The organism is Nocardiopsis exhalans (genome assembly GCF_024134545.1).
Taxonomy (GTDB): Bacteria; Actinomycetota; Actinomycetes; order Streptosporangiales; family Streptosporangiaceae; genus Nocardiopsis; species Nocardiopsis exhalans.
Genome location: NZ_CP099837.1, coordinates 7396318 through 7409536 on the forward strand (window position 1 = coordinate 7396318; position 13219 = coordinate 7409536).

Genomic DNA, 13219 nt, shown 5'->3' on the forward strand with positions numbered 1-13219 from the left:
CCGTGCGCCCTCACCGGATCAACCGGGTCAGCGGCGGTCCTCGTAGCCCTCCGGGAGCCACTCCTCCCAGATGTCGCGGTTCTCGTTCACCCAGATCTCCGCCGCCTCCGGGGGCGAGAGATCCTGGTCGGCGATCATCCGCGCGACGGCGTTCTGGTCGGAGTTGGTCCACGTCCAGTTGTCGAGGAACCGGTAGGCGTGGTCGTCGTGCTCCACGAACCCGGCCCGGAAGATCTTGTTCAGGTCGTAGACCGGGTAGTCGCAGTCCACGAACTCCGGGTCGGCGTCACAGCCGTCGTAGTACTCGGGGAACTCGACCTTGACCAGGTCGATCTCCTCCTGGAACCACTGCGGGTCGTAGAAGTAGAAGAGCACCGGCTCCTCGTTGGCGGCCCTGCGGCGGACCTCGGTGATCTGCGCCGCCTCCGAACCCGCGTAGACCATCTGCAGGTCCAGGTCGAAGGCGTTGATCATCCCCTGGTCCTGGCTGACGAAGCCGGGCGCGCCCGCGAGGAACTCGCCGCTGTCACCGGTCTGGGCGGTCTGGAAGAGGTCGGTGTTCTCCTTCAGCCCTTCCACGGTGGTGATCTCCGGGTACTCCTCCGCCAGGTAGGCGGGGACGTACCAACCGATCACGCCCTCGTTGCCGTTCGGGCCGCCGTCCACGGCGGTGCCGTTGCCCTCGGGCCCGTACAGCTCGAACAGGTCGTCGTGGCCCCAGTTCTCCAGGATCACGTCCATGACGCCCTGGTCCAGGGCCTGCCACGAGGGCTGTTCGTCCACCCGGACCAGCTGGACCTCGTACTCCATCTCCTCGCGGAGGATGTACGCCAGTACCTCGGCGCTGGCCTCGTAGCCCACCCAGTTGTTGACCGCGATCCGCACGGAGTTGGGGTCGCGGGTGATCTGGTCGGTGCGCACCGCGCAGGAGCTCACCATCACCAGGGCCAGGCCCACGGAGAGCAGCCGAAGCAGGGTGCCCTTTCTCAGAAAACTAGGCACGGGGTGCCCTCCTTCCCTGCGTCACACGGTCCAGGAACAGGCCGAGGAAGACGATCGCCAGGCCGGAGGCGATACCCAGGCCCAGCTCGTTCTGGGCCAGGCCGAGCACCACGTCGTTGCCGAGTGCGCCCGCGCCGACCAGCGCGCCCATGACCACCATGGACAGCACGAGGATGATGCCCTGGTTGATCGCCAGTCGCAGCGATCCCACGGCCATCGGAAGTTCCACCTTGGTGAGCAGTTGCCACTTGGTGGACCCCTGGGACGCGGCGGCCTCGATGGTGCCCGCCGGAACCCCGCGGATACCGTCGTTGACCAGCCTGATCACCGGGGGCAACGCGAAGATCACCGCCGCGGCCAGGGCCGGTACGGGCCCCAGGCCCAGCAGCGCGACCGCCGGGATCAGGTACACGAACGGCGGCAGGGTCTGCATGAAGTCCAGGACGGGCCGCAGGATCGCGGCGAAGACGTCGCTGCGCGACATCAGCACGCCGACCACCACGCCCAGCGCGATGGTGACCACGGTGGCCACCAGCACCTGGGACAGCGTGTCCATGGCGTTGGACCACACGCCCAGCAGGCCGATCGCGACGAAGGAGCCGCCGGAGACCAGCCCGACGCGCCAGCCGGAGAAGATCCAGCCGAGCGCCGCGGCGACCAGCACCACCAGCCACCAGGGCGAACCGGTGAGCAGGTTGTTCAGCGGGCCCAGGACGGTGGTCTGCGTCCACCCGCCGAAGGCCGCGGCCGCGGGGCCGATGGCCGCCTGGACGGCGTCGTTGACCGCGTTGATCGGGGTGTCGATCCGGATGGACAGGTCACGCGGCCAGCCACCCAGGTCGAGCAGGCGGCCGACGGCGGTGACCAGGATGACCAGCGCGAGCCCGCCGCCCAGCAGCGGCATCCGCTGGTGCTCGGGGATCCTCGGGGTGTGCGCGCCGTGGCCGACCGCGCCCGTGACCCGGTCCATCGCGATCGCCAGCATGACGATCGCCAGACCGGCCTGGAAGGCCTGGCCCACGTTGATCTTGGCCAGCGCCTGGTAGATGGCGTCACCCAGACCGCCCGCGCCGATCACCGACGCGATGACGACCATGGAGACCGCGAGCATGATCGTCTGGTTGACGCCCAGCAGGATGGTGCGCTTGGCCAGCGGCAGCTGCACCTTGGTGAGGATCTGCCAGGGGGTCGAACCGAGCGAGGTGGTGGCCTCGACCGCGCCCTTGTTCACCTCGCGGATGCCCAGCGCGGTGATCCGCACGACCGGCGGGAGCGCGTAGACGGCGGTCACCACGGCCGACGCCGGGTTGCCGATGCCGAACAGCAGCACGAACGGCAGCAGGTAGGCGAAGGCGGGCATGATCTGCATGAAGTCCAGCACCGGGCGCAGGCCCCGGTAGAACCGGTCGCTGCGCCCGGCCAGGATGCCGAGCGGGATGCCGAACAGCAGCGCCATGAAGACCGCGGTGATGATGAGCGACAGCGTCGTCATCGACTCGTTCCACAGCCCGGTCAGCGCGAACACGCCGAAGGTGGCCAGCACCAGCAGCGCCACCCGCCACCCGGCGATCCGCCAGGCGGCGAACACGCCGAGCACGGTCACCCCGGCCCAGGTGAGGAAGTCCAGGAAGTAGTTGATCAGCACGACGGCCGATCCCAGACCCACCGAGATGTAGTTGAAGAAGTAGAGGAACAGCGGGCTGTCGTTGCGGTTGGCGACGACCCACGCGTAGACCCCGTCCAGCCAGGCCATGAAGCTGTCGCCGACGCCGGTCGGGAAGCTTCCGGCCCAGGCCGGGTTGCCCAGCGCCCTGGTCACCCAGTAGCCCGCGACCAGCACCGCGACCGCGATCAGCGCCTGCAGCCAGGTGTTGCGCAGCAGACCGCCGGAGCCGCCCCGGTTCCCCGGGCCTCCCGCGCCGGAGCCGGTGGCCCTGACGGGTTCGGTCATCGCGGCCATGTCACCCACCGTTCCCGGTCGGCGCGGGGCCGGCGTGGTCGGTGGCCTCGTCGGAGATCTCCTCCACCGTCTCCTCCTCGATCGCGGCTACCTGTTCGGCCCCCTCCAGCTGGTCCTCCGCGATGGCGCGCAGCACGTCGTCGCGGCCCACGTAGCCGAGGAGGGTGTCGCCCTCCACGACCCGGACCGGGGCGGTGCTCGCGGCGAGCATCGGCAGGATATGGGCCAGGACGGTGCCCGGCTCGGTGGTCGGGCCGTCCGTGCGCTCGTCGGGGAAGGCGTCGCGGACCAGCCACCGCGCGGTGAGCACGGTGGTGCGGGCGACGTCGGAGGTGAAGTCGGCGACGTAGGCGTTGGCCGGTCGGCCCACGACCTCCTCCGGGGTGCCGACCTGGACGAGCTCGCCGTCGCGCATGATGGCGATGCGATCGCCCAGCTTGAGCGCTTCCTGGAGGTCGTGGGTGATGAACACCGAGGTCTTGTTCAGCTCGCGCTGGAGCCGGACGACCTCGTTCTGCATGTCCCGGCGGATCAGCGGGTCCAGGGCGCTGAACGGTTCGTCGAACAGCAGGACCTGCGGGTCCACCGCCAGCGCGCGGGCCAGGCCCACGCGCTGCTGCATACCGCCGGAGAGTTCGCCGGGGCGGGCGTTCTCATAGCCGGTCAGGCCGACCATGTCGATCATCTCGCGGGCCCGCGCGTAGCGTTCGGCGCGCGGCATCCCGCGCACCTCCAGGCCGTAGGCGACGTTGTCGATGATCTTGCGGTTGGGCAGCAGCCCGAAGTGCTGGAAGACCATGGCCATCTTGTGCCTGCGCAGCTCGCGCAGCCGCTGGTCGCTGGCCTCCTCGATGTCCTCGCCGTCGAGCAGAACCGAACCGGAGGTCGGTTCGATCAGCCGGGTCAGGCACCGGATCAGCGTGGACTTGCCGGACCCGGACAGGCCCATGACCACGAAGATCTCACCGGGGCGGACGTCGAAGGAGACGTCGCGCACCGCGACGGTGCAGCCGGTCCGCTCCTTGATGACGTCCCGGTCGGCCCGCTCCAGGTCGGTGCCGATGACGCTGTCGGCGTTCTTGCCGAAGATCTTCCACAGGTTGCGGACGGAGAAGGTCACGTCGGACGGGCCCGCGGCCGGGGCCGTCTCGGTGGCCTGGGTACTCATCGGGTCTCCTTCTTCTCCGCCGCGCGGTCCTGGCGGATCAGGTCCGCGGCGCGCTCGCCCAGGGCGAGGACCATGACCATCGGGTTGGGCGTGGGCAGGGTCGGGAACACCGAGGCGTCGGCGATGCGCAGGCCGCGCAGACCGCGCACCTTCAGGCGGGGGTCGACCACGGCGGTGTCGTCGTCGGCGGCGCCCATCTTGCAGGTACCGGCCGGGTGGTAGACGGTGTGCGCGGCGCGGCGGCCGTACTCGGACAGCTCCTCGTCCGTCTGGACCTTCGGACCGGGGGCGACCTCGCGCTTGAGCCACGACTTGAAGGGCTCGGTCGCGGCGACCTCGCGGGCGATCTTCAGCCCGTCCACGATGGTCTTCTCGTCGTACCCCTCGGGGTCGGTGAAGTAACGGAAGTCCAGGGCGGGCTGCGCCTCGGGGTCGCTGCTGGTCAGGGAGAGCTTGCCGCGACCGCGGGACCGGGGGATGTTCGGGGTCATGCAGACCGCGTAACCGTCCTCGGGCGAGTCGTAGCCCAGCCGCTTCGTGTTGTCGTCGAAGGGGATCTGGTAGATGTGGAACATCAGGTCCGGGCGGGGGTCGCTCTTGTCGCGCCGCACGAACAGGGCCGCGTCGGAGTCCATCACGGTCTCCTCGGGGACCCGCTCGTTGGTCTCCCACATGATGATCGACTCGGGGTGGTCCTGGAGGTTCTCGCCCACGCCCGGCAGGTCGTGGCGGCTCTCGATACCGACCGCGGCCAGCTCCTCGGCGTTGCCGACACCGGACAGCATCAGCAGGCGGGGGCTGTCGACGGCGCCCGCGGCCAGGATGACCTCCTGGCGGGCGTTGACCGTGATCTGTTCACCGCCGGAGGTCGTGGCGCTGACGCCGGTGGCGCGGTCCCCGTCGAAGAGAACCTGGCCGACCCAGGTCTCCAGCAGCACGGTGAGGTTCTTCCGCACGTCCATGATGGGGTGCAGGTAGGCCACCGAGGCGGAGGAGCGGTAGCCGGTGTAGGGGTCGTAGGCGATGGACAGGAAGCCCGTGCCGTCGGCGAACCCGCCGCCGTGCGAAGTCAGGGCGTTGAAGTCCTCGATGACCGGGACGCCGGCGGCTTCGGAGGCCGAGGACACCCAGTCCTTGACCATGGCGTTGCGGTCCTTCTCCGCGATGGGGATGATGTTGCACTTGATGCGGTCGGCGTAGGACTGCACGGTGGCGTTGTCCCAGCCCTCGGCGCCCGCGGCGACCCATTCGTCCAGGTCCTCGGCGAACGGCCGGAAGCTGATGAGGGTGTTGTGCGAGGAGCAGCCGCCCAGCACCCGGGCGCGCGAGTGCAGGATGTGCGAGTTGCCGTTGGGCTGCTCGGTGGTGGTGTACCCGTAGTCGAGGTCGCTGTCGAGGACGCTCAACCAGTCGCGGAGCCGGAGCACGTTCTCGTGGTCCCGGTCGTCGGGTCCGCCCTCGATGACGCAGACGGTGGTGCCGGGGTCCTCGGTGAGCCGGTTGGCGATCACCGATCCCGCGGTGCCTCCGCCGACGATGACGTAGTCGTAAGTGGTTTCGTTCATGGACACGGCCCGAATCCTCTCGTTTCTCTTGCTCGGGGGATGGCGGGGGGAGACCGACCCGTGTGTTTTTTGGTTTCTCGGCTGTCGCACGGGGTCGTTCGACACGCGGTGCTGATCGATGCGACGCGCGGTGCTGCTTCGTGCGACACGAAGCTGTGAGGAGGGCACCCGCCGGTGCGTAGGACGGACCCGCACCGGCGGGTGACCTCGGGGTTCCGGGCGGTTCAGCCACCCGGAACCCTCGGGTCGGTCGACCGGACCGGCGCTAGCCGAACCAGCGCTGCGGCTCGGGCGACAGGTTCCGGTAGATGTGCTTGGCCTCGCGGTACTCGTCGAGACCGGCCAGGCCGAGCTCGCGGCCCACTCCGCTGCGGCCGAAGCCGCCCCACTCGGCGCCCGGGAAGTAGGGCCCGTAGTCGTTGATCCACACCGTGCCGTGGCGCAGGGCCGCGGCCACGCGCTCGCCGCGGGCGGTGTCGTTGGTCCAGACACCGCCGGAGAGCCCGTAGTCGGTGTCGTTGCCCAGCTCGATCGCCTGCTCTTCGGTCTCGAAGCGCTCGACGGTCACGACCGGGCCGAAGACCTCGGCCTGGACGATGTCCATGGACCGGTCGCAGTCCACGAACACGGTGGGGCGGTAGAAGTAGCCGTCCTGGAGGTCGGCGTCGTCGGGGCGCTTTCCGCCCGCGATGACCTTCGCGCCCTCCGCCACACCGCGCGCCACGGCCTTCTCGACCTTGGCGCGGTGCTCGGCGGAGACCAGCGGCCCGCAGCGCACGCCCTCGTCCTGGCCGCGGCCGATCCGGATGGCCTCGGCCCGGCGGGCGAGCTCGGTGGTGAAGGCGTCGTGGATGTCGTTGTGCACGATCAGTCGCGCACCGGCCGAGCACACCTGACCGGAGTGGAAGAACGCGGCGCTGAGCGCGTAGTCCACGGCCGTGTCCAGGTCCACGTCGGGGAAGATGATGTTCGGGTTCTTGCCGCCCAGCTCCAGGGCGATCTTCTTGACCGTCTCGGCGGCCGCGGCCATGATCCGGCGCCCGGTGACCAGACCGCCGGTGAAGGAGACCAGGTCGACGTCGGGGTGCTCGGACAGCGGCGCGCCCGCGTCGGGGCCGCTGCCCAGGACCAGGTTGACCACACCGGCGGGGATGCCCGCCTCGGTGGTGAGCTCGACCAGCTTGGCGGTGGTCACCGGGGTGACCTCGCTGGGCTTGATCACCATGGTGTTGCCCGCGGCGATGGCCGGGGCCATCTTCCAGGCGAGCTGGAGCAGCGGGTAGTTCCACGGCGTGATCATGCCGCAGACGCCGACCGGCTCGTAGACGACCTTGCTGTGCACGCCCTCGGGCGCGGACACCAGGCGCCCGGCGTCCTTGTCGGCCAGCCCGGCGTAGTAGCGGAAGACGTTGGTGACGTCGTCGACGTCGATCCCGCCTTCCTCGATGGTCTTGCCGGTGTCGAGCGACTCCATGACCGCGATCTCCTCGCGGTCGCGCTGGAGCAGGTCGGCGATCCGCTCGAGGATCCGGCCGCGGTCCCCGGCGGTGGTGCCGCGCCACTCGCCGCCGTCGAAGGCACGGCGGGCGGCGGCGATGGCGGCCTCGGTGTCGGCCTTGCCGCCTTCACTGACGATGGTCAGAACGGAGGCGTCCGCCGGGTCCAGGATCTCCCGGACTCGTCCGTTCTGCGCCGCCCGCCACTCTCCGTCGATGTACAGACTGGTGGCCGTGGCCGCACCTGGCTCGGACAGGTACGGCACGGACGGCAGGGATACATGGGTCTGGTTCACGGACCCCTTTTGCCCAAGATCGCTAGTCACAAACAGCCTCGTCTCATAGGTCACTTATGCCACAACGTTCCCACAACCCGTACTGATCAGGAAAAACAGCGCGTTGTGGTGCGCCTCCTCCGTGGCTCAGATCACCAGGCCCTTCAGGCAACACCTACGTTCCGGACTTCCCCGATCACGGGTGGACACTCCACTGTGGGGAAGACCGGAACGAGTCTTTGACGCGTATTTGTGTTGACCTCGGGAGGTTGGGCCGGGCTCAGGTTTCGGGGGCCGAGTACTAGGGGTTCGGACGGCGGTCGGGACAGGGTCGGCCCGTACGGCCGCGTGCAGGCGGGGGTGTACGCCTACCTGCACGATCTGGTGGCCTCACTCTCCGTTCCGGAGACCCGGGGAATACAAAACGGACTCTTTGACGTACATTTAGGTGTACCTAAGTTGGTTCGCCGACTCTCTCCGAGACACACCCCCATGGACCGCTGCCCGCGCACCCCGCTGAGGAACGCATGCTGCTTGAACAGGAACGCCGCGATGTCTGCCTGACCGCCCGCGCCATCGCCCAGCACCCGGGAACCGCCCCCGGTGAAGCGGGGACCGTCAGCGTCCGCAGCGGCGACCTGGTGGCGGTGACCCCTCACGGCGTCCCGCTGGACCAGATCCAGCCGCAGGACTGCCCGGTGATGTCCCTGGACGACCGGATGCTCGAAGGCCGCCGCGACCCGGCCGCCGAGACCACCCTCCACATGGCCGTGCACCGCCACGCCGCCGACCACGGCCGCGAGTCCCTCGCCCTGGTCAACGCGTTCACCACCGACACCACTGCCGTTTCCTCGGTGCTCCCGGAGCTGCCCCCGATCCACCACCGCGCCGCGGGCCTGGGCGGGGCGATCAGCGTGACCCCGTACATGCCCTACGGCACCGGTGACATCGCCGACCAGGCGGTCAAGGCCCTGAAGGGTCGTGACGCCGCCCTGCTCGCCAACCACGGCGGTCTGGCACTGGGCCGGAACCTGGAGCACGCCATGGAGAACTTCCGGCTGCTCGACTGGCTCTGCACCACCTACCTGCGCGCCCGCCAGATCGGCCAGCCCCGGGTCCTCTCCGAGGACGAACTGGCCGAGGCCCGCCAACGCGACACCTACGGCTGGGCGGGCCCCGACCCCTTCCTGTACTAACGCGGGGGCCTGTACTCAAGCAGCGGCCTGCACTAAAGCAGGAATCCGATAGCGAGGCTGGCCTTCTCCTCGCCGGAGTGGAACACCGCACTCCGCGTCATCCGCACCACCCAGGCCTGAGCCACCCAAACCAACACGCCCCCGGCGACTGATACTGCCCGGGGGCATCGCTGATCCCCAAGAGCACCATCGGTGAACTCGCACAGATCCCTTACCGAGTCAGCTGCCAGTCACCCGTACCGGCGAACACCAACCGCGACCCGGCAGTCCCCCGAGCCCGGTTTCGGCCCCTGCTTCGAAGATGATCTTGCTACCAGAAGCAAGTTCGGCGCCGATTTCGCTTCTGGTAGCAAGATCACCGGGGATGAGGGGGTTTCGGAAGCAGCGGACAACCCCAGACGCAGGTTACGGACACCCTGGCCTCCCCAGAGCCAACACCACAGCACTGAACCCACCACTCGCCGCCGAGTGTTCCGATGGCACGCGCGACCGGCCGCGACACGTGACCCGATCCGCGCCGGGCTGAGGAGACTGCCGCCTTCGCTCACGAGGCTCGGCGGGCTAGCAGCTCGGTGGGCTGTTGGTCGATATCCGGGCTGGGCAGGTCTAGGCGACCGGTTCTTCCTCGGGGAGCTCGGCGGGTTGGGTCCAGGCGAGATAGATCGCCGGGAAGGCCCGGTGCAGGAGCAGGATCACGCAGATCACCGGGAGAAAGACACCTAGCGGCACGTTCGGGGCGGCCCGGGGGAAGGTGATCGTCAGGTGGACCGCAGCGGTGATCGCCACCGTCAGGACCAGCAGGGCGGTCGTGACCGAGTGGCCGATGTTTCGGGCCTGGTCGATCTCGGTGCGCTGGCGTTCGTCCACCACCAGCTCGTAGCCGTAGAGGGTCCGCGCTCCGGCTTCGAGGAACTGGAAGATCTTGGCCTGCGGAAGCAGGAGGACGAACAGGGCGGGGCTGGCGACGAAGACCACCAGCGGGTTCTGGGTCAGTACCAGCGCGGTCAGGGCCGCCATGCTGAGCAGAACCAGAACCAGGCCCAGGTACAGCCGGCGCAGGCGGGCCGGGCGGTCGGCCCACAACCTGCGGGTCTTCGGGTCCTCGAACCGGATCAGCAGCTTGTGACGGTAGGCCTCCGCCTTTGCTTCGGTGCGGGTGTTCATCGCTGCGCTCCTTCGCGGGAGTGGGGTGCGCTCAGGCCTGGTCGAGGTCGTCGTCTTCTTCGGGGAGCTCGTCGGGCTGGGTCCAGGCGAGGTAGAGGGCCGGGGCCATCGTGTGGGCCATCACCAGCAACCAGAGCAGCGGCAGGACGAGCCAACCGGGGAAGTCCGCTCCCCCGGGGCTGAAGACGATCGTGATGAGTGCGGACAAGACGAAGCTCAATCCCAGCATCGCGCTCGTCATACGCTGGCCGAAGCGGTGCGCGTCGTCGCGGTCCCCGCGCTGGCGCTCATCCAGCAGCCGGTACGGCAGTGACATCCGGCTGATCTGGTTCAGCCTGGTGATCAGGTAGAGCACCGGGGCCAGCAGACCGAGGAACGCCAGCAACAGGAGGGACCACAGGTCGCCGATATCAGCGATGTCCCCTGCGGCCAGGCTGACGCAGGCGGCCAGGACCAGCAGGACGAGCAGGACGGCATGGAACCGTCGGCGGGTCCGGGAGGCCCGGACGCGGTTCAGGGCGGGCTTCTCGGTGTCGGCCAGCAGGAGGTTGTCGCCGGGGATGGGGGCCAGGGACTTCAGGGACTTCATGGGGGCTCTTTCTGAGGGGGAGGCGGTCTACTGGCCGATGCGGGGGAAGGGTTCGGTGGAGAAGACGACCTCGACCGGCACCTCGAAGTACTTCGCGATGCGCAGTGCCAGGTGGAGGCTGGGGCTGTACTCGCCCCGTTCCAGGTAGCCGACGGTCTGGTAGTGGACCCCCAGGGCCTCGGCCAGCTGGCGGCGGGAGACGTCGCGCTCGGCTCGCAGCATGGCGATCCGGTTGTAGATGGTCTCCGCGGCCGCCGCCTTGGCGCGGCGGCCGTTCCCGCTCTGTTTGTTCTCAGTAGGCACGCTTCATCGCTTCCTCTCGGGCCGCCTGGACCCGCGACCCCGACGTACGACGGGCCATCCGCCGCAGCACAGCCTGCGCGACGAGGAACCCGATCACCGTCCACAGTGCCAGCACCCCTGCGACCAGCGACAACTCCGGGACGCCGTACCCCCCGGCGGCCAGAACCTCGACCGGGAAGAGCGCCGCGCGCACCCCCTCGCCGATCCAGTAGACCGGGAAGACCAGGGCGATCCCCTGGATCCAGCCGGGCAGGAAATCCATGGGGGTGAAGATCCCCGAGATCCCCACCAGCCCCATGAGCGGCAGCATGGCCAGGCCGACACCCATCCGGGGGTTGCTGATCAGCGAACCGAGGACCGCGCCGATCAAGGACAGCGTGGTCAGGCCGAGCAGGCAGACCCACAGCAGGGTAAGGGCGCCCAGCCAGCCCTGGAAGGCGACGCCGTCGATGAACAGCAGCGCCGGGACCAGCAGCAGGGACAGGGAGAACACCGACATCAGCAGGATGTGCACGGTCTTGCCGACCGCGTATCCGACCATCCCGTGCGGGACGGCGCGGGAGCGCAGGAGCGTCCCGTCCTCGCGTTCGGTGGCCAGGACCTGGGCGGTGGTCATCACCCCCAGGAGCGCCATCAACATGACGAGTCCGGTGAAGATGATCCCCAGCCCTTCGGAGTCGCCGTCGTCGAGGAAGAACGCCATCCCGAGGAAGAGCGCGGGAAACAGCACGTAGCCGAAGATCACCTCCTGGGCGTTGCCCATCGAGGCGCGGAACTCGATCAGGCCCCGGTGCAGTCCGGCACGGGCGGCGTTGACCCTGGGGCCGATGGAGGTGCTCATCGGGTCTCCTTCGTGAACTCTTCGGCGGCGCGCTCGGCGTCGCCGCTCTCGTACCGCTGGACCATGGCGAGGTAGACGTCCTCCAGGGACGGCCGGGTCACCCTCAGTTCGGTGACGTCGTCCGCGTGCTCGGCGTACAGTTCCGCGACGTGCTTGGCGGGGTTGTCGGTGCTGTGCACGTGGCGCTGCCCGTCGACGCTCCAGGTGACCTCGCTGTCCTGGGCGATCAGGGAGGAGAGCTGGTCGGGGCTGCCGTCGGCGACGATCCGGCCCCCGGCGAGGAGGAGGATGCGGTCGGCGAGCTTCTCGGCCTCGTCGAGGTCGTGGGTGGTCAGGAGGATCGTGGTGTCCTCCTCGTCGGCGAGTCGGAAGACCAGGTCGTGGAAGTCGCGGCGGGCCTTGGGGTCGAACCCGGCGGTGGGTTCGTCGAGGAAGAGCAGTTCGGGGCGGCCGACGACGCCGATGGCCACGTCCAGGCGTCGGCGCTGCCCGCCGGAGAGTGTCTTGACCCGTTTGGCGGCGTGCTCGGTGAGGCCGACCAGGTCCAGGAGGGCGTCGGTGTCGTGCGGTCGGACGCGCTCGGGCGTGGAGTGCGGAGTGTAGAAGCGCCCGAAGTGGTGCAGCAGGTCGCGGACCCGCCAGGCGCCGTGGTCGCGCCAGGACTGGAGGACCACGCCCAGCCGGGAGCGCCACTCCTCGTCGCCGTGGTCGGGGTCGGAGCCCAGGACGTCGACGTCACCGGCGGAGCGGCGGCGGAAGCCCTCGAGGATCTCGATGGTGGTGGTCTTGCCCGCGCCGTTGGGCCCCAGGAGCGCGATGACCTCACCGCGCCGGGCGGTGAGGTCCACCCCCTTGAGGACCTCGGTGCTGCCGTAGTTCATCCGCAGGCCACTGACCCGCAGTACGGTCTCGGCCGGGGTTCCGGTGGCCGGTGCGCTGGCCCTGGACCGGCCCTGCGCCGTCTGGCTCGTCACAGCAGTCCTTCCGTTCGTCGTCCCTCTACTTCGATTGATAGTACATGTACTACATTTTCGAGCACAGGGAGTATCAGGAGCAGCAGAGTGACAACGGCGGCCGCGGAGGAACACTCAGCCCCGGAACCGCAGGTCAGCCAGGACGGAAAAGAGATGTGGCCACATCCGGCCACGCGACATCCGGGTACGGATACTCAGTGATCCGTCACGCTCAGACGTGAGAATGGTGCCGACGACCAACCCCGCCACGGCAGGAGGCTCCCATGCGCTGCAGCTACATCAGGCTCCTCGTCAACGACTACGAGGCCTGCTTCCGCTTCTACGCCGACGTTCTCAAGCTCCCCGTCCTGTGGGGCGACGAGAACAGCCGCTACGCCGAGTTCGACGTGCGGTCCCGGACCCGGCTGGCGATCAACCAGCGCGAGGTGATGGCCGAGGCCCTGGAGACCGACACCGCCGACCCCGAACTCCCGCACCAGGACCGGTTCGCGGTGATCTTCGAGGTGGACGACGTGGACGAGTCCGCCGCCAAGCTGGTCGCGGACGGCGCCCGCCAGGTGATGGAGCCCCGGGACTGGACCGCGTGGGGCATCCGAGCGGCCCACTTCCGCGACCCGGACGGCTACCTGCTGGAGATCAACTCCCCGCTGATCCCGGTACCCGCCGACGACTGATCCGCGTCCCAT

General features: G+C 69.0%; 12 protein-coding genes. 2 read left to right on the top strand and 10 right to left on the bottom strand.

Translation table 11 applies throughout. The annotated features are described in order from the left end of the window. Positions 1 to 27: 27 nt before the first annotated feature. The 5 genes from NE857_RS33095 to NE857_RS33115 form a co-directional block, all read right to left on the bottom strand. Complete coding sequence (locus NE857_RS33095; RefSeq protein ID WP_254419145.1) at positions 28 to 1002, bottom strand: glycine betaine ABC transporter substrate-binding protein; 975 nt, start codon at positions 1000 to 1002, stop codon at positions 28 to 30. Next, positions 995 to 2962 carry an ABC transporter permease gene (locus NE857_RS33100; RefSeq protein WP_254419146.1) on the bottom strand — a complete coding sequence of 656 codons (1968 nt, stop codon included), beginning with the start codon at positions 2960 to 2962 and terminating at the stop codon, positions 995 to 997. The genes NE857_RS33095 and NE857_RS33100 overlap by 8 nt, the downstream gene beginning before the upstream one ends. A gap of 1 nt (position 2963) precedes the next feature. Beyond that, positions 2964 to 4130, bottom strand: a complete 1167-nt coding sequence (locus NE857_RS33105; protein ID WP_254419147.1) for a quaternary amine ABC transporter ATP-binding protein — start codon at positions 4128 to 4130, stop codon at positions 2964 to 2966. After that, complete coding sequence (locus tag NE857_RS33110; RefSeq protein ID WP_254419148.1) at positions 4127 to 5701, bottom strand: GMC family oxidoreductase; 1575 nt, start codon at positions 5699 to 5701, stop codon at positions 4127 to 4129. Before NE857_RS33110 ends, NE857_RS33105 begins: the two co-directional genes overlap by 4 nt. Positions 5702 to 5960: 259 nt before the next feature. After that, on the bottom strand, positions 5961 to 7487 hold the full coding sequence (locus tag NE857_RS33115; RefSeq protein ID WP_254419149.1) for an aldehyde dehydrogenase family protein: 1527 nt from the start codon (positions 7485 to 7487) through the stop codon (positions 5961 to 5963). 506 nt (positions 7488 to 7993) lie between these two features. On the opposite strand from NE857_RS33115, the gene NE857_RS33120 reads away from it, so the two are divergent. Further along, entirely contained in the window at positions 7994 to 8662 is a 669-nt protein-coding gene (locus NE857_RS33120; protein ID WP_254419150.1) for a class II aldolase/adducin family protein, read from the top strand. A gap of 606 nt (positions 8663 to 9268) precedes the next feature. Here NE857_RS33120 and NE857_RS33125 read toward each other — a convergent pair. From NE857_RS33125 to NE857_RS33145, 5 genes are all read right to left on the bottom strand, one after another. Beyond that, positions 9269 to 9826 (bottom strand): hypothetical protein, encoded by a 558-nt coding sequence (locus NE857_RS33125; protein WP_254419151.1) that lies wholly within the window; start codon positions 9824 to 9826, stop codon positions 9269 to 9271. Positions 9827 to 9857: 31 nt separating this feature from the next. Beyond that, positions 9858 to 10415 (bottom strand): hypothetical protein, encoded by a 558-nt coding sequence (locus NE857_RS33130; protein ID WP_254419152.1) that lies wholly within the window; start codon positions 10413 to 10415, stop codon positions 9858 to 9860. Positions 10416 to 10442: 27 nt separating this feature from the next. Continuing rightward, on the bottom strand, positions 10443 to 10637 hold the full coding sequence (locus tag NE857_RS33135; protein WP_221319868.1) for a helix-turn-helix transcriptional regulator: 195 nt from the start codon (positions 10635 to 10637) through the stop codon (positions 10443 to 10445). A gap of 70 nt (positions 10638 to 10707) precedes the next feature. Next, positions 10708 to 11559 (bottom strand): ABC transporter permease, encoded by an 852-nt coding sequence (locus NE857_RS33140; protein WP_254419153.1) that lies wholly within the window; start codon positions 11557 to 11559, stop codon positions 10708 to 10710. Then, positions 11556 to 12533, bottom strand: coding sequence for an ABC transporter ATP-binding protein (locus NE857_RS33145; RefSeq protein ID WP_254419154.1), 978 nt, complete (start codon positions 12531 to 12533; stop codon positions 11556 to 11558). Before NE857_RS33145 ends, NE857_RS33140 begins: the two co-directional genes overlap by 4 nt. Before the next feature lie 263 nt (positions 12534 to 12796). Between NE857_RS33145 and NE857_RS33150 the strand changes: the two genes are divergently transcribed. Further along, complete coding sequence (locus tag NE857_RS33150; RefSeq protein ID WP_254419155.1) at positions 12797 to 13207, top strand: VOC family protein; 411 nt, start codon at positions 12797 to 12799, stop codon at positions 13205 to 13207. The last annotated feature ends 12 nt before the right edge of the window (positions 13208 to 13219 follow it).

Excerpts from the sequence above, each read along its gene's own strand:
- NE857_RS33100 (WP_254419146.1), bottom strand. The coding sequence starts at position 2,962 with ATGGCCGCGATGACCGAACCCGTCAGGGCCACCGGCTCCGGCGCGGGA.
- NE857_RS33105 (WP_254419147.1), bottom strand. The coding sequence starts at position 4,130 with ATGAGTACCCAGGCCACCGAGACGGCCCCGGCCGCGGGCCCGTCCGAC.
- NE857_RS33120 (WP_254419150.1), top strand. The coding sequence starts at position 7,994 with ATGCTGCTTGAACAGGAACGCCGCGATGTCTGCCTGACCGCCCGCGCC.
- NE857_RS33125 (WP_254419151.1), bottom strand. The coding sequence starts at position 9,826 with ATGAACACCCGCACCGAAGCAAAGGCGGAGGCCTACCGTCACAAGCTG.
- NE857_RS33130 (WP_254419152.1), bottom strand. The coding sequence starts at position 10,415 with ATGAAGTCCCTGAAGTCCCTGGCCCCCATCCCCGGCGACAACCTCCTG.
- NE857_RS33135 (WP_221319868.1), bottom strand. The coding sequence starts at position 10,637 with ATGCTGCGAGCCGAGCGCGACGTCTCCCGCCGCCAGCTGGCCGAGGCC.
- NE857_RS33140 (WP_254419153.1), bottom strand. The coding sequence starts at position 11,559 with ATGAGCACCTCCATCGGCCCCAGGGTCAACGCCGCCCGTGCCGGACTG.
- NE857_RS33150 (WP_254419155.1), top strand. The coding sequence starts at position 12,797 with ATGCGCTGCAGCTACATCAGGCTCCTCGTCAACGACTACGAGGCCTGC.